The sequence below is a fragment of the Bradyrhizobium sp. USDA 4501 genome, from assembly GCF_054062115.1.
This window is the reverse complement of sequence record NZ_JBSSEX010000001.1, coordinates 2,083,985-2,106,234: the sequence shown is the minus strand read 5'-3', so window position 1 is coordinate 2,106,234 and position 22,250 is coordinate 2,083,985. Positions and strand designations below refer to the sequence as shown.

The 22,250-nt window shown below is 58.4% G+C and carries 13 protein-coding genes and 2 pseudogenes; 8 read left to right on the top strand and 7 right to left on the bottom strand.

Going from position 1 to position 22,250, the window contains the following annotated elements; genetic code table 11:
• Nucleotides 1–217: 217 nt before the first annotated feature.
• Nucleotides 218–379: a hypothetical protein gene (locus ACVWZM_RS09485; RefSeq protein ID WP_253624671.1), complete on the bottom strand. Its 162-nt coding sequence runs from the start codon at nt 377–379 to the stop codon at nt 218–220.
• Between the two features lie 26 nt (nt 380–405).
• Between ACVWZM_RS09485 and ACVWZM_RS09480 the strand changes: the two genes are divergently transcribed.
• From ACVWZM_RS09480 to ACVWZM_RS09450, 7 genes and pseudogenes are all read left to right on the top strand, one after another.
• Nucleotides 406–3,753, top strand: a complete 3,348-nt coding sequence (locus ACVWZM_RS09480; protein WP_456852859.1) for an autotransporter domain-containing protein — start codon at nt 406–408, stop codon at nt 3,751–3,753.
• 1,000 nt (nt 3,754–4,753) lie between these two features.
• Entirely contained in the window at nt 4,754–4,954 is a 201-nt protein-coding gene (locus ACVWZM_RS09475; RefSeq protein ID WP_253624669.1) for a ParB N-terminal domain-containing protein, read from the top strand.
• 228 nt (nt 4,955–5,182) lie between these two features.
• Complete coding sequence (locus ACVWZM_RS09470) at nt 5,183–5,437, top strand: helix-turn-helix domain-containing protein (protein WP_050399954.1); 255 nt, start codon at nt 5,183–5,185, stop codon at nt 5,435–5,437.
• The gene (locus ACVWZM_RS09465; RefSeq protein WP_456852857.1) at nt 5,437–6,744 is read left to right on the top strand and encodes a type II toxin-antitoxin system HipA family toxin; all 1,308 of its coding nucleotides are present in this window, start codon (nt 5,437–5,439) and stop codon (nt 6,742–6,744) included. The genes ACVWZM_RS09470 and ACVWZM_RS09465 overlap by 1 nt, the downstream gene beginning before the upstream one ends.
• A 1,476-nt stretch (nt 6,745–8,220) precedes the next feature.
• Nucleotides 8,221–11,466 carry an autotransporter outer membrane beta-barrel domain-containing protein gene (locus ACVWZM_RS09460; RefSeq protein WP_456852855.1) on the top strand — a complete coding sequence of 1,082 codons (3,246 nt, stop codon included), beginning with the start codon at nt 8,221–8,223 and terminating at the stop codon, nt 11,464–11,466.
• A 1,168-nt stretch (nt 11,467–12,634) separates the two neighbouring features.
• Nucleotides 12,635–13,156, top strand: coding sequence for a hypothetical protein (locus ACVWZM_RS09455; RefSeq protein ID WP_456852853.1), 522 nt, complete (start codon nt 12,635–12,637; stop codon nt 13,154–13,156).
• 285 nt (nt 13,157–13,441) lie between these two features.
• Nucleotides 13,442–14,051 (top strand): annotated as a pseudogene (locus tag ACVWZM_RS09450) (type IV toxin-antitoxin system AbiEi family antitoxin domain-containing protein).
• 164 nt (nt 14,052–14,215) lie between these two features.
• Here ACVWZM_RS09450 and ACVWZM_RS09445 read toward each other — a convergent pair.
• Together ACVWZM_RS09445 and ACVWZM_RS09440 are read right to left on the bottom strand one after the other, a co-directional pair.
• Nucleotides 14,216–14,791 (bottom strand): hypothetical protein, encoded by a 576-nt coding sequence (locus ACVWZM_RS09445; protein ID WP_456852851.1) that lies wholly within the window; start codon nt 14,789–14,791, stop codon nt 14,216–14,218.
• A 279-nt stretch (nt 14,792–15,070) separates the two neighbouring features.
• Nucleotides 15,071–15,295, bottom strand: coding sequence for a hypothetical protein (locus ACVWZM_RS09440; protein ID WP_253624664.1), 225 nt, complete (start codon nt 15,293–15,295; stop codon nt 15,071–15,073).
• 338 nt (nt 15,296–15,633) lie between these two features.
• Here ACVWZM_RS09440 and ACVWZM_RS09435 point away from each other — a divergent pair, with 338 nt between their 5' ends.
• Nucleotides 15,634–15,909 (top strand): hypothetical protein, encoded by a 276-nt coding sequence (locus ACVWZM_RS09435; RefSeq protein ID WP_253624663.1) that lies wholly within the window; start codon nt 15,634–15,636, stop codon nt 15,907–15,909.
• A 1,257-nt stretch (nt 15,910–17,166) separates the two neighbouring features.
• On the opposite strand, the gene ACVWZM_RS09430 is transcribed toward ACVWZM_RS09435, so the two are convergent.
• The 4 genes and pseudogenes from ACVWZM_RS09430 to ACVWZM_RS09415 all read right to left on the bottom strand — a co-directional run bounded on the left by ACVWZM_RS09430 (nt 17,167) and on the right by ACVWZM_RS09415 (nt 21,431).
• On the bottom strand, nt 17,167–17,406 hold the full coding sequence (locus ACVWZM_RS09430) for a hypothetical protein (RefSeq protein WP_456852849.1): 240 nt from the start codon (nt 17,404–17,406) through the stop codon (nt 17,167–17,169).
• A 519-nt stretch (nt 17,407–17,925) separates the two neighbouring features.
• Nucleotides 17,926–18,335: pseudogene (locus ACVWZM_RS09425) on the bottom strand (transposase); the annotation flags it as partial.
• 366 nt (nt 18,336–18,701) lie between these two features.
• Nucleotides 18,702–19,136, bottom strand: coding sequence for an SET domain-containing protein (locus ACVWZM_RS09420; RefSeq protein WP_456852847.1), 435 nt, complete (start codon nt 19,134–19,136; stop codon nt 18,702–18,704).
• Between the two features lie 915 nt (nt 19,137–20,051).
• Nucleotides 20,052–21,431, bottom strand: a complete 1,380-nt coding sequence (locus tag ACVWZM_RS09415; protein WP_456852845.1) for a hypothetical protein — start codon at nt 21,429–21,431, stop codon at nt 20,052–20,054.
• Nucleotides 21,432–22,250 lie beyond the last annotated feature (819 nt).

The window sequence follows — 22,250 nt, the reverse complement described above, 5'->3', positions numbered from 1 at the left end:
ATCTTCCTACGATCAGAGGTAGCATGAGCTCGCATTGTTGACGACACAATCTAAAGGACGGATCGCAGCCTGCGCTGCAGACGTCGAGGATATCCGCTCATGGTGGGCCGCGTTCAGCCGGACGCACATGGCGAACTTCATGCACCGGGCACTGAGCTCCAGGAAATGGAAGTAAACGTCATCAGCGAGTGCGCCTCTGTGAGTTGACCCGGATTCATCAGGTCACCTCCACGGGAGGAGCCTTCCTTTGATATTGCGGTGCGGCCGTCAGGTTGTCGCCGCGAATGCGCACAGCCAGTGTTTGATCAACGGCAGGCGCGCTTTGCTCAAGCGCATCACGCGTGCGCATGGTCGAACGTGTGATGGCAACCAGCTGCAATCAACGCCTCGAATAGAATGGGTAGTATGAATACGAAGACAATCGCGGCCGTCGTGCTTACAGTTACAGCGGTGCTGAGGTCGCCCAGTAGGGCCGTCGAAATTTACGATGTCGCTGATTCGAACGGTGTGCCGTTCATGCGGGTTCGCATACTCAGCGCCGACGAGGCCGATCCGGGATCTTCATCGCGCAATTTGTCTCGTTGGGAGATAGATCAGGTGCTTACCGGGATTCGGTATTGGGCTGAAATCATCAAGGTCATCCCTGGTCAATCGCCAGCGATTATTAGTATCAGCGCGGACTACGATAACAACGCCTGGGGCGTGTCCCCTTCTCATGGAGCCGGCACGAAGGTGCAGGCTGCGCTCACCGGTCAGGATCCGGGCGAACTTGAATCTGGTGCTCATGGCGCGATCGGCATCGGCCAGATGGGATTTTCACCGTACACCTACGTCCCGTCCCAAGTGTCTATGACACCGAGCACAAACCTTTCAGCCGTTAGCGTGCACGAGAACGCGCATCTGCTCGGTATGACTGGTGCTGCCTTCATTGGTCGTGCCGACGGGCTGTATATTTCCGAAACGATAAATCGGTGGGCGAGTCATTTGTACGATGACAATGGCAAACAGGCTCAGCCGGGGCAGGCGATTTATTGTTCCCAATGCCCGAACCAGCCAGCTGCCGACGTTTTCGATCTGCGACGTGATCAAGGCTATTTCAGAGGGGAGCATGTGAGCGAAGTGCTGGCCGGTGCCATGCCAGGTATTCCGCTGCGATCGAAGGACTTTATGGCGCACAGCGAATTGAAGAATAGCCTGTTGAGCCACCAGCAATACCGGAACTACACCGCCCCGATGGAGGCGGAGATCGCCGCGTTTCAAGATATAGGTTACAGTATCGATCGGCGCAGTTTGTTCGGGTACTCCATCTACGGAAACGGCCAGAATCTGGTCAACGACAATCCCTTCTTCGCTCGCAGTGCTGAGGGTGCCGCCTATCTGCCAAATACATACAATACAGCTACGCTCGGACTGGGACTGCACGTCTATGGCAGCGGCAACACTGTGGTCCAGCGCGCCGACCTGCTTTCGAAAGGAGCAGGGGGCGCCGGCATCCGCGTCGACGGCGAAAACAATCACATCACGGTCCCGCCCGGAACCCGCGTGTACGCCGACGGCGCCTATGGGCGCGGCGTCATGTTCGCCTATGGCAGGGATCACATACTGACTCAGCGTGGGGATGTGCAGGCTCTCGGTGAGCATGGCATCGCGGCAAGTTTCGATTTTGGTAACAATGCGATGGGCAATGACTATGAATATCGTGGCTCGTATATCCGAACGATTGGCGATAACGCGGCCCCCATGCTGAACGAGATCGCAGGTCCGCTTGTCAGCAAGTTCGATCTGACCGGGCGCCTGGTCGGCAATCATGCAGCGATGTACATGTCGAACAATGGTTACGTCGGCGAGATCAATGTGATGCGTGGCGCAATCCTGTCAGGGGATATCCTGTCTGATTACAACCAGGTTGACGAGAACGGTGCTCCGCGTCTGACCAGATTAACGTTCGGTTTGACGCCTGACGCGAGCGGTCACTCAACGCAACAGCCTGACGCAAGCTTTGCAGCCCGCTATGACGGTAATATCGTTGGACGCAACAATCTTTCTCTGCAGGTTTCCGGCGGCGTCGTTTCTTTTACCGGCAATCACGAGGTGTACGACGCAACGGTTGCGCAAGGCGCAACGCTATCAGGTAACGGCAGTTATCTGCTCAATGAAAATGGTCGCTTCACCAACAGCGGTGCTGTCGCGCCCCTCATCGGCGGCCTTGACAACAGCATCAAGGTGAATGGCGACTACCTGCAAACCTCGACCGGTCGCTTGCAGGTCGCCGTAAACGATGCTGGCGCGTTCAGCCGCCTCATCGTGAACGGTAATGCAACGCTCGACGGTACGCTCACGATCACCCCGCAGCGTGGCTGGTATGGTAACGGCTTTAACGTCTCCTCCGATCAGTGGCTGAATGCAACAAATCTCACAGGCTCGTTCGCGAACGTGACGACAGCCCTGCAATCGCCAACCTTGCTGGCGAGTGCCACGGCTCAAGGCGACAACACCTACGCCTTGACACTGTCCCGCCCATCCGATGCCTATTCGCGTTATGGAGCCGATGCCAACAGCCGCCAGGTGGGCACGGCGCTCGATCGAGTAGCTGGCAACGCGGCTATAGGGCTGCACCCGCTTCTCGCGGCGCTCGACTTTTCCGCGCCGGACGGCACGGCGGTGACATCTGGGCTGCGTCAGCTTTCGCCGTCCATCTATGCGTCGGAGCAGGGCAGACGTGTCAACGACAGCTACTATGCGCGTTCGGCAGTCTACAACCGTCTCGACCAGGCGTTTGGCGGCGCGTCAACCTCGGCGATGGCGGTGATAGGTTATGGTCCTGAGCAGAACAGGTCGCGCGGCAATTCTGCCTCTGCCACCGGCCTGTTCGGCCCGGCTTCGTCTGACCTGCCCTCCTATGACCTGCAGGGGTATGCAGCGTGGGCTTCTGCCTTTGGCGGATGGACGACTCAATCAGGTGATAGCAATGGTGCAAGCACCAGATCCACCATTAGCGGCCTCATGACCGGGATCGACACGCCGGTATTTGACGACTGGCGCGTCGGTGTGCTTGCGGGCTATAGCCGTTCCAGTTTCAAGGTTGGCGCGGCCTCGTCGTCAGGCCGCAGCGACAATTACACGTTCGGGACCTATGCCGGCACCGAGTGGACCGTGCCAGAAGGGGCCATCGCCTTCCGTTCAGGCCTTGCCTATACATGGCACGATCTCGAGATGAGCCGCAACGTGAGGTTCCCAGGGTTCAACGACAACTTGATCTCGGATTACGATGCAGGCACTTTCCAGATCTTTGGAGAACTGGGTTACAAAGTCGCTCTCGGCAAGTCTTCCGCCATCGAGCCCTATGCCAGTCTCGCCCATGTTCGTGCGGCGACGGACCGCTTTAGCGAGAGGGGATTGAACGGAGCGGCGCTTAATATTCGCGCTGACACGATGGATACGACGCTCTCCACGCTCGGCGTCTACGCGACCACCCGTTTTCAACTTGGCCAAATCGCCACGACTGCGCGAGCCGATATTGGTTGGCGTCATGCCATAGGTGACCTGATTCCGCTGTCGACCGCCAGCTTTGCTGCTGGATCCAGCGCTTTTGCAGCTTCAGGCCTATCCATTGGCAAGGACGTGGCACTCGTCGAATCCGGTTTGGACTTCCAGCTTTCGAGCAACAGCACCCTTGGCATCGCCTACCAGGGTCAGTTCGGTTCAGGCATCACCCAGAATGGACTGAATGCCACCTTCAACGTGAAGTTCTGATGAATGGGGATGCGTGGCTCCGGCGCCGCTGTGCAGTGAGCCATGTTGATTTCCGTCCACATCTCGTCGGCAAAAGCTTGGCCGGCCATCGAGCTCACCTGAATGCCGCCACCGGCGCCTCACAGCGGTCTTGCCGTCGCCATCAGCCGAAGACATGCCACGACGTCGCGGCGCCGCGCCCGCCTGAGGTGGCGCGAAGTAAGATTCATTTGCCGCCGAAAAGCTTAGGGAGATCGGGGGTCCAAACTAGAACTTTGCCGGCTAATGCAACGCCTGCTGTCGATGATGCCGCCGCATATGCTCGTTCAATTTGGCGTTCAAACAGTTTAGAGTGTGCTCAAACCGAGCAAGAGGACCTTGAGGGCGCTGCGCAGATCGCTATTACACGCGGTGACGACCTCGTCTATGCGCCAGCTCACCGAGCATGCTGTCTCGGCCTCGGGTCACGACTCTCGCGCAAGACATAAGGTTCTCCTCGCCGGGGGCACTCGCTGAAGCGGTCCGGCGGTCAGCCGCCGTCGCTATCGCTGCCGCGTCAGACGGGTGCCGCTCAAAGGCTGGTGCCGCCGGAGCACCACTCTCCCCGAGGCTTTGGAAATGCCTCTATTCCCAAGCCTTGCGCGCCTTTAGTTCTACAAAGCATTGTATCGCCGCTGCCGCGGCAGCAGCTTAGGGGCGTCGCCCCTCGGCGCGGCGCAAGGACAGGCCTTCGGTTTTGGCTCCCCCCACGGTCGGCGGTGCCCCAAAAAAGTTGTTCCAACTTCCTTCAGCCCTTGCGCCTTGCACACCTCGCTACGCGCTGCGAGGCAGGGGTTATGGCGGCTTTTTGCCGCGCACAACCTCAGCCTTAAGGAGAAAAACAACAGAACCAAGACCTCCGCCGCAGCCCGTCGTGATGGTGCCGCGCGGCAAACTGAAGAAGTCGCCCAAGAATGCTCGTAAGATGCCAAATTCGAAAGGCTGAAGTCGAAGCTCTCGCCGCCAGTATCGCATCCTCGGCATGCTGCAATTTCCTGTCGTCGAACCCGAACGCGGCCCCAAGGACAAACCGACCGGCCACTTTCTGGTCAATGCGGGTGAGGGACGCTGTCTCGCTCAGTTGCTTCGGGCCAAGCGCAAGGAGATCAAGAAGGACGAGCAAGCCGCATTTTTCGATCCCAACAGCGGATGCGTCTTTGCGACCATCTGGCACGACGGATAAGCACGCCTCTCGAGTACGGCAGCATTGATGGCGGCGATCGATGACATTTTGGAATGTTGCCGAACACTGACTTGCCAAGCACCACCCGCACTGCCCGCAATCGAGAATAGCCGATACGCGATCGCGTATATCTGCTTATATACGCATACGCGTATATTACTATAATATACGCATTTGCGTATATTGACGATCTATACGGATTCGCGTATATTGAACGCGGAGATTCACATGACGCAGCATATTGCTCGTACGGAAAAGCAACTCGGCGCCATTCTACGGCGGGCCCGCCGACAGGCCGGACTTACCCAGTCAGGCTTAGGAAAGCAGATCCATCTGCGTCAGGGCACCGTATCCCGACTGGAAGCGGGCGAGCCTGCCATTCAGCTCCACACCCTCATGGAGGCGCTGGCCGCGCTCAATCTTGAACTGGTGGTCCGTACCCGCAGCAAGGCCACCTCGACTGACATCGAGGACATTTTCTGATGGGCCGGCCTCCAGCAAACGCGCCCCTGAATGTGTTCGTCAACGCACGCCTGGCAGGCATGCTCCGGCGCGAGTCCAGCGGTGCGATCGACTTTCGTTACACTCCGCAATGGCTCTCCTGGGAATCGACCTTCCCAATCTCGCTATCGCTGCCCTTGCGCGAAGACCGCTATATCGGCGCACCTGTAATCGCCGTGTTTGACAACCTGTTGCCCGATAGCGAACAGATGCGCAAACGAGTCGCGGAGCGGGTGGGGGCAAAAGGTACTGATGCCTACAGCATGCTCTCTGCACTCGGGCATGATTGCGTTGGTGCACTCCAGTTTCTTCCACAGCGTGTCGATCCTGGACCTGCCGGTACGATCGAAGGGAAGGCTGTCACCGACCGCGATGTCGCCGCCATCATCAAGAACCTTGCGAGCGCTCCACTTGGGATGGGGGAAGACGACGATTTCCGAATTTCCATCGCTGGTGCCCAGGAGAAGACCGCCCTGCTGCGGCGAGATGGCAAATGGTACAAGCCGACTGGTACCACGGCGACGACGCACATTCTCAAACCGCAAATCGGTCGTTTGCCGAACGGGATCGATCTCTCGAACAGCGTCGAGAACGAATATTTCTGCCTTAAGCTGCTGGCCGCGCTTGGCGTACCAACGGCCAACGTCGAGATCGCCGATTTTGGTGGTCGCCGCACGTTGATTGTCGAGCGCTTCGATAGGCGCTGGACCAATGATAAAAGGTTGCTGCGCCTTCCTCAGGAAGATTGCTGCCAGGCTCTATCCGTACCCACCACCCGGAAATATCAATCGGATGGCGGCCCCGGCATGAAAGACATCCTGCAACTGCTCAAGGGTAGCGATGAACCGACCGAAGACATCGCGACATTTTTGCGGGCCAGCATCGTGTTCTGGCTCATCGGTGCAACCGACGGACACGCCAAGAATTTTAGCCTATTCCTGAGCCCCGGCGGGCGCTTCCGGCTCACGCCGCTTTATGATGTCTTGAGCGCGCAACCAAGCCTCGACGCCGGACAAATTCAGCGCAAAGCTTTTAAACTTGCAATGTCGGTCGGCAAAAATCGCCACTATGGAATGACTGATATTTTGCCGCGTCATTTCCTACAGACCGCCGAAATCTCCGGCGTTGGGCCGGCCGTAGTCCACGCAATCTTTGAGGATCTCGTCGAAAACTTCGAGGCAGCCTTTGCGAAAGTGATAAAGGACCTCCCCAAGGGCTTTCCCAAAGAATTGGCAGACTCGATAAGAGTCGCCGCTATTCGCCGCATCGGTCTTATAAACGACCGTTGACACTTTCAGCCTAAGGGGCTGCGTGCGAGCGGGCCAGCGCTGGCGGCACCAACACCGGCACCAGCAGGATGAGGATCGTCGGCGTCGGTATCAATGTCGACAGCGCGATCATCGCGCCCATGATCGCCGTCGGCGGCGCCGGCGCCAGAATTGCCGGAACGCGATGATCGGCGCGCCGATGATGATCATGGTCATCAGCAACGCCAGCCCCGCGCGCTCCAGGGTGTTCCCGCTATGATGGCCCGATCGCTCCAGAGGAGCTCGATTCGGGCCGTACTTGAGATATTCAACGAGCGGGCTGAGTCTCGCTATTACGGGCTCGGTTTTCGAACATCCAGGCCGACTTGCAAGCTAAATCGGCGACATCTCCGATCACATCGCAGACCCGCTTAAGGCCGCGAACAGGCTGAGAGCAAACGGCGTAAGCGTTGAATAGGTAGCTGCGATGCAGCAGGCTGTACTTCCTCTCTGTAAACATCGCCGAGCTAGCTTGAGGTGGCCGGGCTTACGTCCCGGTGCTCTACATCTGCCTGACGCATGCCGGGGCGAAGCTCACGACGATGAGTGCAACAAAAATGCCTGCCTCTTGCGCCCCATTCAAACCTTGAAGCGATCACGGCGATCGCCAGCAAAGATGAACAGGGCGCGCCGCAATTGTCGGGCGGGGCAGTCGTTTTGCTCCTGTGCAATGGCGAGTTTGCGACAACATTGGCAGGCGACGAACAGGCATCGCCCGTTTTCACGCAGAAGGGCCCGCCGCGCGGCGTTGCATTCATCTGTTTGCGCACGGCGAAGGCATCAGGCGATTTGGCCCGGCTTTTGCTCCGCTGCTTGTTAGTTGCGTGCAGTCGCCTGCTTTGTCGGGATTGGCGCTGCAGAATGCAGGATCTGTCAGCGATCAAAAGACAATAGGAGCTCGCATTGTTAACGGGGCCCATGAAAACGCTCGACATCGGCCACGGCCGCGAAGCATCGGGCGGTCATCTTCGCTCAGGGGAGCCGCGGCTCGGCGGATCGCAAATGGCACGCGTGAAGCGCCAGAGCTTGAGCTTGAGGAAGTTGAAATCAAAGCCACCAGCAATGAGGGACATACTTGTGAGTTGACTTGACTTCATCAAGGCTGACTTCCCTGCAGAGAACTAGCAGTCCTTTTGAATTGAAGTTCTACCGTCAGACTCGGGCTACGAAGGCGCAAGGCCGATGTCCGATCAATGACGGCTGCGCTTCGCTGGCGCATCTGCGTGCACGCGCGCTCCAAGTTGGACGGCGAAGCATGCCGGCAATCAAGACCTCGGACAGAATCTGTAAATGAAGACGAAGACAATTACGACCATCGTGCTTGCGGCTAGTGCCTTGCTGGATTCTACCAGTAGAGCGGTTGAAACTTACAATGTTAGGGATTCGAACGGCGTGTCCTTCATCCGAGCACGAATATTCGGTCCCGGAGATGGCCCTTTCTGTTGTGGCGGAGGTGGCGTGCCGGCGTATTCAGTTCGGAATCTGCCGCAATGGGAAAAGGACCATTCGCTCGCAGCGATCCGCTATTGGGCCGAAATCATAAGGGTCAAACCCGGGCAGTCGCCGGCCGTCGTCAACATCGGCGGAATTCAGGGCAATACGGCATGGGCCTCAGTCCAGACGTCGCCTGATGGCGAGAACAAGGTGCAGGCGGCAGTCACCGGTCAGAATCCGGGCAAGTTGAACCATGGCGCACATGGTATGATTGCGATCGGCGAAATGGGATTTTCATCCGAAGCATACATTCCTTCGCAATTGCCAATGACGCCGAAGATCGGCCTGGCACCTGTTATGATTCATGAGTTAGCTCATCAGCTGGGAATGGCCGCTACCATTGACGGTTATGATGGTTGGCGCACCGAGCCGATATCACCGTACTTCCCTAAGGCGATAAATGCCTGGACTAACCATTTGTATGACGACAACGGCAAACAAGCCAGGCCGGGGCAGGTGATCTATTGCTCCACCTGCCTGAATCCTGCGGCTGATGACGTCTTTGACCTGCGCCGTGATCGTGGCTACTTCGCCGGAAAGCATGTGAGCGAAGTGCTGGCCGGTGCCATGCCAGGTATTCCGGTGCGAGTGAAGGGCGAGTACGGTGGGCTGGATGTCCCCTTTGTCTCGCACAGCGAACTGAAGAACAGTTTGATGAGCCATCAGGGGTACCGGAACTACACCGCCCTGATGGAGGCGGAGATCGCCGCGTTTCAAGATATAGGTTACAGTATCGATCGGCGCAATTTGTTCGGGTACTCCATCTACGGAAACGGCCAGAATCTGGTCAACGACAATCCCTTCTTCGCTCGCAGTGCTGAGGGTGCCGCCTATCTGCCAAATACATACAATACAGCTACGCTCGGACTGGGACTGCACGTCTATGGCAGCGGCAACACTGTGGTCCAGCGCGCCGACCTGCTTTCGAAAGGAGCAGGGGGCGCCGGCATCCGCGTCGACGGCGAAAACAATCACATCACGGTCCCGCCCGGAACCCGCGTGTACGCCGACGGCGCCTATGGGCGCGGCGTCATGTTCGCCTATGGCAGGGATCACATACTGACTCAGCGTGGGGATGTGCAGGCTCTCGGTGAGCATGGCATCGCGGCAAGTTTCGATTTTGGTAACAATGCGATGGGCAATGACTATGAATATCGTGGCTCGTATATCCGAACGATTGGCGATAACGCGGCCCCCATGCTGAACGAGATCGCAGGTCCGCTTGTCAGCAAGTTCGATCTGACCGGGCGCCTGGTCGGCAATCATGCAGCGATGTACATGTCGAACAATGGTTACGTCGGCGAGATCAATGTGATGCGTGGCGCAATCCTGTCAGGGGATATCCTGTCTGATTACAACCAGGTTGACGAGAACGGTGCTCCGCGTCTGACCAAATTAACGTTCGGGTTGAAGCCTGATGCGACCGGTCACTCAACGCAGGAGCCCGACGCAAATTTTGCAACCCGCTACGACGGTAATATCGTTGGACGCAACAATCTTTCGCTGCAGTTCGCAGGTGGCGCCACGACATTGACTGGCAATCACGAGCTGTACGAGGCAAGTGTCGCACAAGACGCGATCTTGGCCGGTAGCGGCAGTTATCTCCTCAATGCCAACGGCCGCTTCGCCAATAGCGGTGTTGTCGCGCCCCTCATCAACGGTCTGGGCAACAGCATCAAGGTGAATGGCGACTATCTGCAAACCTCGACCGGTCGCTTGCAGGTCGCCGTAAACGATGCTGGCGCGTTCAGCCATCTCGTGGTCAATGGCAATGCAACGCTCGACGGTACGCTCACGATCACCCCGCAGCGCGGCTGGTATGGCAGCGGCTTTAACGTCTCCTCCGATCAGTGGCTGAATGCAACAAATCTTACGGGCTCGTTCGCGAACGTGACGACAGCCCTGCAATCGCCCACCTTGCTGGCGAGTGCCTCGGCTCAAGGTGATAACACCTACGCCTTGACACTCTCCCGCCCATCCGATGCCTATTCGCGTTATGGAGCCGATGCCAACAGCCGCCAGGTGGGCGCGGCGCTCGATCGAGTAGCTGGCAACGCGGCTACAGGGCTGCACCCGCTTCTCGCGGCGCTCGACTTTTCCGCGCCGGACGGCACGGCGGTGACATCTGGGCTGCGTCAGCTTTCGCCGTCCATCTATGCATCGGAGCAGGGCAGACGTGTCAATGATAGTTTCTATGCGCGTTCGGCAGTCTACAACCGTCTCGACCAGGCGTTTGGCGGCGCGCCAACCTCGGCGATGGCGGTGATGGGTTATGGTCCTGAGCAGAAGAGGTCGCGCGACAATTCTGCCTCTGCCACCGGCCTGGTCGGCCCGGCTTCTTCTGGCCTGCCCTCTTATGACCTGCGGGGGTATGCAGCGTGGGCTTCTGCCTTTGGCGGATGGACGACCCAATCAGGTGATAGCAATGGTGCAAGCACCAGATCCTCTATCAGCGGCCTCATGACCGGGATCGACACGCCGGTATTTGATGACTGGCGCGTCGGTGTCCTTGCGGGCTATAGCCGTTCCACTTTCAAGGTTGGCGCTGCTTCCTCGTCAGGCCGCAGCGACAATTACACGTTCGGGACCTATGCCGGCACCGAGTGGACCGTGCCAGAAGGGGCCATCGCCTTCCGCTCAGGCCTTGCCTATACATGGCACGATCTCGAGATGAGCCGCAACGTGAGGTTCCCGGGCTTCAACGACAACTTGATCTCGGATTACGATGCCAGCACTTTCCAGATTTTTGGAGAACTGGGGTACAAAGTCGCTCTCGGCAAGTCTTCCGTCATCGAGCCCTATGCCAGTCTCGCCCATGTTCGCGCGGCGACGGATAGCTTTAGCGAGAGGGGATTGAACGGAGCGGCGCTTAGTGTTCGCGCTGACACGATGGATACGACGCTCTCCACGCTCGGCGTCTACGCGACCACCCGTTTTCAACTTGGCGAGATCGCCACGACTGCGCGAGCCGATATTGGCTGGCGTCATGCCGTAGGCGACCTCATTCCGCTGTCGACCGCCAGCTTTGCTGCTGGATCCAGCCCTTTTGCAGCTTCAGGCCTATCCATTGGCAAAGACGTGGCACTCGTCGAATCCGGTCTGGATTTCCAGCTTTCGAGCAACAGCACCCTTGGCATCGCCTACCAGGGTCAGTTCGGTTCAGGCATCACCCAGAATGGACTGAATGCCACCTTCAACGTGAAGTTCTAATACGCACGCAATGCATTTTGGCTCGCGTGGTGCACAGCAATGAGATCAGGCTATTTCAATCCAGGTTTCCTCGACAAGGGGTGGCGCTTACGATCGAGGCTAGCCTGCCTGAACGCCGGTGGCTGACGTCCGCGCGGGATATCGGAGCGAACTCTATTGAGGGCAAGCAGCATTTTTATCAACGCTGACGATCTTCCGACATCGTCTTGAGCGCCTCAAGCGTCGGGTGGGATCGAGCGGCCGCTCCGCCGGCAGTGCGATTTTCCGTCCGACTCGGGGCAGGCGCAAACAGGCGTCGGCGGGCAAAGTCTCCCGTAAAGCCGGTGAAGTGAAGCGCTCGCATCACCGAGCGTGAGGCGGAGGTCGCAGCTGAATTCCAACGGTACATTGGGGCCGAGGGACCGAGCGCCTGCGGGAAGGAAACCTCGACGCAACGGGTCGCGACCGGCGCGACAATTAATGGCTTCGGGGCAGGCAGCGCTGGACAAAGCCGGGAGCGAGTACGCGCAACGGGTTCGGCCATCCTGGCCGAGGTCGAGGCTCTGGAGAAACGCTTGCGCGCTGCGGACGAACTCTGGAAAGCAGCGGCAGCGGCTGGAGCCCCTTTGCGGCGTGCCCCGGGAATAGGCCGGCGGGACCATGCGAACCATCGTCCAATACGGCGTTGAGATAACCTCGTTTCCAGGCGGATTAAACTTCGAAGTCAACCATTGGGCCGTGACCTCGAAGTGACTCTTTTCCCACTGTCCACGCGAAGTGAGGTGTCGCTCAACGCGGTCGGCCGCTTCGCTAGTCTTAGGGGGTGGCTATGCATTGCGCTTCCGAGCCGGTTTGGTCCCGCGATCTTGCACGAAAACACTGCTGGTTCATCGAGCAGCTCGCACGTTAAACCGCTTACATTAAGTGTCGAAAGAGGTTGAGTGTAGGGAACGCAGCGCGATGTGAGCTCGTCAGACATAATAGATTGTACCGCGCATCTGCGGCGTGCCGCTTCGTCGCCTTTGCCGTAGCACGTTGGTGCGGTTCTTGCTCGTGCACAAGCTGCTCAGTCGAAAAATTCGGTTATGGTGCCGACGATGCGAATTCACAATTCAAAACGAGGCTAGCTTCGATGGCGAATGTGCGATTCAGTTCCAGATTGCTATGGTATTCGTTTGGAGCTGCAATCATGCTCTGTTCGGCGCGACCCGCGCTCACCGCCGACGTACCTCGCTCGCCGGAAACAGAGATCACTAACAGGTTCGTTATGACTTCCACTGTGAACGATTTTCGGCTTGTTGGGTGGAACGACATTTGTGCCGACCCCGCCAAGTTCATTGGGCAGCCTATCGAGCTTCGAAAGATGAGATGCGTCTACGGCATGGACGGTTTCCGCTGCGTTGCATTTCCACGCAAGATTACAGCCTCTGCAAAAACAGTTACGGTTTTTGCAAAGTCTGTCATTCCGTGGGGCGAGCGGGCGGTCTTAAAAAACAACTGCACGACTCTTCAGGCGATGCTGCAGTCGGCTGCCTGCCGAAAGAACATTCGGATCATTCCAGCTCAGTTTAGCGAATGGTTTGGCGGCGAGGTTGCAAAAAGTGTCGAGCTGAAGGCCGATAGAATACAAATACTGCCCGGGTCGCGACCGAATCGTTATGCCGTCAGCTGCAGCGCGAGGCGCGGGTGGAAACCGAAGTCAAGGCGCTAGTCTGGCAACGGGCGCAGACACTCGCCACGTTTAGAAGGCTTCACGTTCATGGAATGGTCTCCACAGGTCTTTGGACAGGCCGCGGCCTGGGGTTAGCGGAAAAAGACGCGCGGGTGTCTGGAGGAGCCACCCGCGCCGAGTGTGCTACGCCAAGCTTGGCCTGTCTGGAGACGCGTGAAGATAAACAGCCAAGCCGTCTATGATATGAAATGTCGGATATAGATATCCTATATCCGACAAATTAAATCGCGCCATGACCAAGCCGCTTCGCAACAAGACCGCGCTATTGAGTTCCTCAAGGAACGCGGTATCGCGCGCCTCTCTGAGCTTGCCACGGCGGGCGTTACGGCGGCGACCATCGCCCGCATGAAACAGAAGGGCCTCGTTGTCCAACTCGGACGCGGGCTCTACCAACTACCCGACGCGCCTATCGACACCCATCACTCCCTCGCCGAGGCCGCCAAGCGCGTGCCCAAAAGGGGTCGTCGCGCTGACCTCGGCACTCTCCTTCCATGACCTGACCGACACCATCCCCTCGATGGTCTGGATCGCCATCGGTCCCAAAGACCGGCAACCGCTCCCGGCAAACCCGCCTATGCAATTCGTTCGTTTCAGCCCGGAACGGCTTCTGGAGGGTGTCGAGACGCACATCATCGAAGGTTGCCCGGTGAAGATCTTCAGCCCGGCCAAGACCGTCGTCGATCTTTTCCGCTGCCGGCGGAGCGCCGGGACGCGCTATCGTCACAGCACCGGCCTCAATCTCGCGCTCGAAGGACTGCGCGAGGCCCTGCGTACACGCAAGGCCAAGCCTTCCGAGATTGCGGATTTTGCGCGCAAGGCCGGGGTTTGGAAAGCAATGCAACCCTACATCGAGGCGATGACCGCCAATGGCTAACCAACCCAAAAATGTCGGCGCCTCGGTCTGTGCACGGCTGCTTGCGCTCTCCAAGGAACGCAATCAGCCCTTCGATCTTCTCCTCACCCGCTACGTGAAGCAAACATCCAAGCAGATGCGCTGCATGAGTTGCGGCGACCCGCAAGCCTCTCGTGCGAGGTCCATCATCTTGGATATAGGCAGATTGACTTGCAGCCTCGCAAAACCGGACTTCGCAATCTCGACCAGATCGGATGCGGCCCAAAAGGTTGTGTCAACTTGCGCGAGCCTCGCCCCAGCTCTGGATTGTTCCTCACAACGTTGTCGGCGCGGTGCGGCACCGTAGCGGTGCAAATCTTGATGCGGCGCTCGCTCGCCGCTTTGATCTGGCGAGCAACGTCCTCCTGCGCCTCAGCGGTCGGAATGTAGTGAAAATCGTCCAAGGATACGACGTACTCGCTGTTTCCGATATCCCGCACGATGCGAGAGAGCGAGGCGTCGGCTCTCGTCGTCGTGACGCTGCTGGATTTGGTGCCTGTGGTGTCAAACGAACCTTTACCACTAGCCTCAGCGACGAACAACGAGCCTTTGCCGCCAGCCTCTATCCCTAACTTGTTGGCGCGGCTCTCACTAGATTGTTCAGCGACAGTGCTCGGTGCATCCATCCACGAAAGAACACGCTCCCAAAGCTCCGATCCGCTTCTGACCTCGGCCCTAAAAACGTGGATCAGATTGTCCTCCCCGACCAGCCTTTTCGCCAAAACGGTCTTTCCCGATTTCGAGGCCGGATAGTGACGTCACTACATTGGGCGTCGCGAGAGCCTCTTCAATTTGCCTTCGAGGTCCTCCTTCGGACGTTCGATATACGTGTACTCAGGGAATTGGTTCGGTGTGAAAACATCGGTTGCGAACAATTTCATGGAAAGATTAACCTCGCCCGTTCAAAGCAGGCCCTGACTGACCGGAAGTAACAGACCCGTGCAAGCTGTGCGAAGGTCTACCCACTACCAAACGCACGGGGCAGCGCAGATGGCTCGTCGCTAGCGGTCGATCAGACCCCGCAGGATGGCTTCCGCGCGCGCAGAGACGGCCATGTAGTGCTTCGCGGCCTTGATGGACTTCAACCGCCTCGGGTCGTTCTTGGCAATATCAGGATCAGCTAAAAGGCGTTGCAGCCGCGCCCTGCGCCATGCCTGCACGCGACGGAGGCGCGGCAGGATCGGTGGACGCTCCTCAAAAACACCGGCCCGTTTCTCGCTCGTCATCCCGGATGCTCCTCTTGAAGTTGTAAGCCTAGCGCAACACGCGACGCGCGTGGAAGAGGTTTCCGGTATCCTACGGACAGCTCTGGTTCATGACTTTAGACACTTCTGCGACTGCCAGGGCCACGAGAGATTAAACGCGCGCCAGCGGCGGTTCTGCGGTGCTGGGGCGGGCGGTCCCGGCCATCCCATAGCTACCCCACGGCCGGGACCGTCTCGCCCGCACAAGGTAACCGCCCGATGCCGTATGACGATCGCCTGTCACGCCGCCTCTTTGAAGCTGGCGTGCTGATCGTCATATTTTGGGCGATCGGATATCTCACCTATTGGTGGTTCTTTGGATGACAAACGAGGGCGTCGCTGCGGCGGGATGGGTGATCATGGTCGCCGTCTTCGATGAGGGCGGCAATTTCGGGCACATCACCTACGCGGTGGCGATCCCTAATGCAGCCGACGCCATCACGGCTGCTATGAACGACTGCTCCGGCGAAGCGGCAACGGCGGCTTCGCAACTCAGCGAAGAAGAGTTGCGGGACCTTGGCCTTGATACAGGTGAGGTCCTAGTCCTGTTCGACAACAAGACGGACCCAATCACCTCAGGTGCTCGGTTGAACTAGAAATCGATGACTTTTTCTCGTCCGGCGTATCGTGCCGATCCGCAATCGCCTCGACCGCTCACCGATCGCCCAACATTCGCACCGCCCTGATGCTGCCCGAATTGGAATTACTCAATCAGGCACGGCTGAAGCTGCGCCGTCAGGCGGTCCTGCCACCCAATGGACTACCCCACGGTCAGGACCGCCTGTTTCTTTCCTCTGGGGACGAACCGGACGGGGTGAAAGGTTTCGCCCCCATTTTTCCCGTTCAGGCTATCAAGGTATCGAAATGCGGAAGGAGACCGCGCCATGCGCAAATTGTTTCTTGGAGTGACGCTCGCACTGCCGATCGCCTTCATGATTTCGCCGGTGACGGCGTTGCCCCGATCGCCTGCTTATCCGCTCGCGGCGGGTACCACGAACAGCACTGAGCTAATTCAAGTAAGAGGCGGTGGCGGCTGGGGTCACGGTCACGGCTGGGGTCGTGGCTACGGTTATCGACCATTTGGGTGGAGTCGCGGTCGCAAGGTCGGCTGGCGCGGACACGGGTGCCCGCCCGGTCTCTGGAAGCAGGGGCGGTGCTGAGCGGCCCGGCGATCGTCCAAGCTATCGAGATCGTGTAGAGCCTCGCCGTCGTAGCTGGCTTCGTCGCCATGCCGCATTGATTTCAAACACCGCGACGATAGCGGACCACACAGCCAAACCTGCCACGCCCAACATGAACAATGTCGCTTCGGTCATTGGACAAACCAGTCATGGCCCTCGCCGCAGTGCAGTAAGGCGGTCCCTGATATCCGGGGCTGGCGGATGAACCATCAGGGGGCGGACTCACTAAGTCGTGAAAAGCGGAAATGGTTCCGGCCCTCCCGACTCGTCAGTACGCCGCCAAACCTCCGGAGCGCAGCTACGGCGAATAGCAGGTGCGAGAAAGCGGAACGAACAGCCAGAAACGGTGTTGCTGTGTCCAAGCGCGGCGGGTTCTAAATTCATGGCGCCCAGACTTGCCAACGCGCTTGGACCGCGCTGTCCCCGTTGCTCGATCCGGTCGTCGGGCGACGGGGCCTTCGTCATCAGGTGTACTTCACATGCATCCGCGCCGAGACTTTCACCAGATCAACATAGCTATTCCGATGACGACCAGAGGGGTCAGTCCGATCAACACAATGCAAATGCTAGAAAGCACACTACTTCGCATGGCAAAATCATCCCTAAAAGTCAGGGAGAATACGCTAGGTGCGCTAGATATCCGGTGCAACCTCTAAGATATTTTTGGCAAGATCATTCAACTTTTAACGAGCCGGTTCCGTGCGCTACAATGGGATTTGTGGCGAGAAACGTGTTTGAGCCGCTGCCGAAGCGGTTCATCGTTTGCTCGACGGCATCTGCGAGCGCTCCGTATTGCTCCGCCAGTTGCTTGAACAGTTCGCGCTTTGCTGGATCGGTTGCCAAGTCTCGGATGAGTGCGCATTCCGCAGCGTCCTTGCGGAGTTTTTCCAGTCTGGCCGCCATGTCCTGCATGTTGCCCTCCTTCGCACGATGCTCGGATTAACGATCTTGACGAGGCATGGTTCAGAGAAGTTCCGACGCTTCACAGTCGGCGGAAGCGAGTCGCCCATGCGTTATTCCGGGCGGGCAGGGCAAGAACACCGGCCATCCGGGGAGGCCGCTCAGCGACTCTCCAAATGGCTTCTAAGGGTTTCTATTTACACCGCAAATCGTAGTCTCAGGGGGCTGTTGCGTATCGGCGCAACCAGCCCGCCGACGTGACCAAGGCGCAAAACTCTAGTTCTCGGTGGTCCAAACTTCAGTCTCACTGCAAGTCACTTGGCGTACCTAACTGCTGCTGGATGAAACTTCAGTGGCAGGTCACTTGGTGAAGCAAGCATTTGCTTCTCGCAGAAAGCAAGCATGTCCATTTCCTTCCTTCGGCTTTGTCAGCTTGTGGGTAAGCCTCGTCACCTTCGTGGTCGGCGGCTCGTCGGCTCTTGGCTTCGGCCGTGTCAATTTGGCTGATAGCGTGCCGCTCTCCTCCGACAGAGCACGCCGTCGCTCCATCTTCGCGCGCGTGACGTTCCTGTCCGGGTTGTTCGCGGCCTTGAACTTGCTACCGTCGATGGCGACGGCTGGCCGCCGCCAGAAGGCCCGTTTCTTGGCAGAGTTCGACGAAGCTCGCACACACCTTGCGCAGCGCCAGGCCGTCGTCCTTGCGGAAGTCCGCAATCGTCTGTGATCGGGAGCGAGCCGAGCCAGCAGCCACATCACGTCGACATTGCGCCCGGCCTCTCGTTCCAGCCGCCGGCTCGACTGCACCCGGTTTAGATAGCCGCAAATGTAAAACTCGAGGAGCACAGAGGGATGGTACGAAGGCCAACCGCCGCCGGCTCCGCAACCTCAAAGCCTATCGCAGCCAAACCGAGCGCATCGACAAATACGTCGATCACGCGAACCGGCTGCTCTCGTCACTCAACTCGTCGAGGCATTCGGGGCAGCTGCGTCCGCTCCCACGGTCTGCTTCTGCATGAACGCCGCACCAATTCCCTTAAAGACTCGCGGGGGAATCGTAACAGCAGCCCAGTGTTTTCGCTGCCGGGACGCGTTGCGGACATTAGCTAGTAAGAAAACGAGTCAGTAACGAAGCCTTAGGTTGGTACTACAGATGTAGTGAACTCCCGCGTTCGTGCGCGGCCGAGGGACGTCGAACAAGACCGCGCTCACGATGATCTTCAACTCGCGTCGTCTCGATGGGGACACCGCCGCCGAAACTCTCCCCGGTGTAAATTTGCCGACGGAATCAACGTCGCCAGACCGCAAACTCAATCCAACGCCGCCTGGCGCCTTCCGGCTTCAGGATTCGGCGCTAGCTCTTTAACCCACGATAAGTCACACCGTGGATCGAAAGACAAGTAATCGCAAGTCAGTTCTTCACCGGGTTGTACGTCACGGGCTGTGAAAATTCGGCAATGATCGTCTTGATATGTGTTTGGCTGACTGCTGTGATTCATGAAACGGGCATTGTCAGCATTGTACTCTAGAACACCATCATCAACATCGCGGTCTCTCGGATAGGCATGCTTGTCAAGTAAAGCTTGAAATGTTGGAGGTAGGGCTTCGTACTGTTCAGGCGTCACGGCAATGTCAACGATTGGATTATGAATCCAAACTAATGTGCCTTTAGGTAAAAGAGTAGCAGAGAAAAGTCCGATGCCGCCAAAGCGGTCTGGCTTCAAAATGGTTTCAACAATCAACACTGAAATATCTCCAAACGTGACTAACACCCAGCAAGCTAACTGACCTAAGTCCCGCAAATCTCCTGCAAGAATTGGCAGGGTCGTTTAATCGCGCCTCCGCCACAAGTTCGATTTTCCTTCGATGTCTGCATTGTTTTCGGTGCTGCTACTGTCGGATCAGGATCTCAGCGAACTGAGCGTGCATCGGTGGCGTAGTTGGGAGGATCTATGCTCTCAGAGGTTTCAGCGACTATCCGTCTCAAAAAAATAGGAAAGGCATTGTGCTGGCCGGCTTTCCGCGGAGGCGCTGGATGCTGATGTCAAGAGCTATAACCAGGCCACTGGCGTTGGCGGCAACGTCGGCGCAGCACTGGCTCAGCTGCGAAGTCATCGGTGGGCGCTCAAGCGATGGCGATCGCGCCCGGTATCCCGACCATTGCTGATCCCGAAGATACGGGACTGATAGGCTCGAGGCGGATGGACGACGCCGCAGACGCCGTCGGCCAGAGGAGCTGCGGAAGGCCACGACCAGGATATGCATCTGGGGCTGATGGACCACCAGACCCGTCGTCATCAGTTGGCACCAGTTCAGTCGACCGGGGTTTCAATGGGAGGCAGGAAGCAGCCTCTTTACTCCGAGGATGCTTCCTTTATTTCGGGGCTTGAGCAGGGCCTTACGAAGGGCAATGCCGCCAAGCGTGCCGTCAAGAACACCGTAGGTGTTTCTTCGCAGCTTTGGCGGCCTGCTAACAAGAGGCGGTGGCCGTTCGGTTGAACGAGAAGTCACTGAGCGATGATGCGCGCAAGTTCATCGGGGAGCGCTCATCTGCACCGCCCATAAGGTCGCCAAGCTCGCAAGAGTCGCTGGAGCAAGCTATCGTCCATTAACAAGCCCGATACCAGAGCTATCTGGACGGGCTCCTAGCGTCGGGAGTGTCAGTCGGCCTCCATTCGTGGGTGATGGATGAGCCGAACGTCATTGGGCCCTCCCGGGCCCAAGAGGGCGGTGTAGCGCTCGCCACGAATGTCGTACTGTTTTGCCGGCTGCGCCGCGTCCGGCAAGAGGCCCCAGCGGCCGAGCTTCGAGAGCATCGTGTCCGGGGCGGGTTGGGTGCCGTGCGAAAAGCCCTCGGGAACGGCCCATGATGCAGCATAAATCTCGCGGGCCGCGGGGGACGGCGTCTCAGCCCTGGCGGACGCCGGAGCGGCTTTTTCCGTCGACCGTCCAAGCTGCGCTTGCGAGGCCCGATTCGCCGGCTGCGCACTGGGGTTCGGAACGCCTTCCGGTCGAAAGCCGGGACGCATGGCAGCGCTTGGCGGATTGAGTGGGCTGCTTCGCCTCATCGTCGCCGCGGGCACGAACAGCGCGGTGTAGCGGTCAGTGTGGACCACGAAACTGTTGGGTCGGCTGTCCTGGATCGGCGGGATGCTGCTACCGTCAAGCGCAGCCGACGCGTGCTGGTCGCCCTGCCGGAAGTTGAAGGGACGAACGACCGCTCCTAAATCCAGGGTCTGCTGATGGCGCGCGGTTGGCTCGAGAGACGATGATGGGCCGGCGTCTTCCGCCATCGCCCACAGCTGATCCTGATCGTAACCTTCCTCAGGAAGGACCAATGGCGAACCGACCGCTGGCCCGAAAGGCGACGGTGCGCCGGCGCTTTCCATCAGCACACGAGCCATTGAATTGCCCGGCTCGCTCAGCTGGCGCTCAATAGCATCCAGTTCCGCATGGCTTAGCGTCCTCTGCCTCTTCGCAGGACTCAACTGCCCGCTGAAATCCTCACCCATGAGGGCCGCGTGACTTGAAAGGGAGGCGCTCCCCGTCCGTTCATTCGCAGCCGGCTGGTAACTGTCGCTCCAGTTGAAGTGACGAACGGCTTCTCCGGGATCCGATGCCTGGTGATCGCGCGCGGTTGGGTTGAGAGACGGTGCTGGGATGGCTGCGCCCATCATCCCTCGCAGCGGATCCTGATCGTGATGTTCCGCAGTCAGCTCGTTCGGCCAACTTAAAGCTTCTCGCGGCGCGCTGTGCTGCGCGGCGGCGCCCCCGAGGCGTCCTGCGTCTTCGGGATGAGGACCGCGGGCCCTATGGTGCACAAGTTCCAACGCCTCGGTGAGTCTACGGTCTTCGTCGGATAAACGAGGATAGTAGTGACCTGGAGAAACAGGAACCCCAGCGACGGCACTGGTATCAAGCCGCGGCACTTCATCCAAATACGGCTCAAACGCCGCTTGCTGCTGTTGCGGTTGTGGCTCCGCGGCGTTGTGAGCAGCGCGATCTTGGTTGAATGGGTTGATGCTGTTAAATGGGTCCATGTCACCTCCCGTTTGAGTCGGTCGCAATCCCGAGCAGATAGTGTCGCTCTCTGTTCTCGCTCTATTGGGTTCAGCTGTCGACAAGCTGACGCACTTAGAGACTTAAGAGAGCCAAATTGGCTAGCCCGACTGCCACACTCACCCGAGGGACGCGCCAGGGATGCCGGATTGCATTTTTCGAAAAACACTGGCTGGGCTGAGTCGGAGCCGGCACGAACAGATTCTATTTTGAGTAGCATCATGAGACCTACAAAATCGTCCCGAATAAAGTGTGTACTGAGCTGGGATGTGCTCTGACGATGCTGTCCGGATGGTGCCCTAACTGAGGCGGACTTCTTCGTTGAAGGCATGCTTTGCCGAGAAGGTCTGGACTCTGGCCGCAAAGGGGAAATCGGATCCAGCAATCTTGGCACGTGTCGCGGTGCGGACGGTGCAGGAATTCTTGCAGCCGCGACCGATGTGAAGGAGGACCGACGTGCGACATGTTGCGTGTCGCCAGGAGGAAGCTTGAATCATTGCACTCGCAAGGCGTCATCCATTGAAAACCGTTGGTTCATCGCGCGGCGAAGGACTCGCACCCGGACATCTTATAGGTGGAGAGCATATATTCGCATAGAAAGAGGAATGCTGCCTCGCGCAGAAGCTCCTCCTCCTTTGCCTTGGCACCGACCGGTGGACTTCGCTCGAGAACGCGGGCATTTGGGATGTTGCACGCCAACGAGCCGTCCGCCTGCTTAGCCTAGGCCGGTGTCCGCCGGTTACGCTCGCTCCTGCTGGAAGTAGCTGGGGGACACAAAGCGCGCAGATGCTTGGCACATT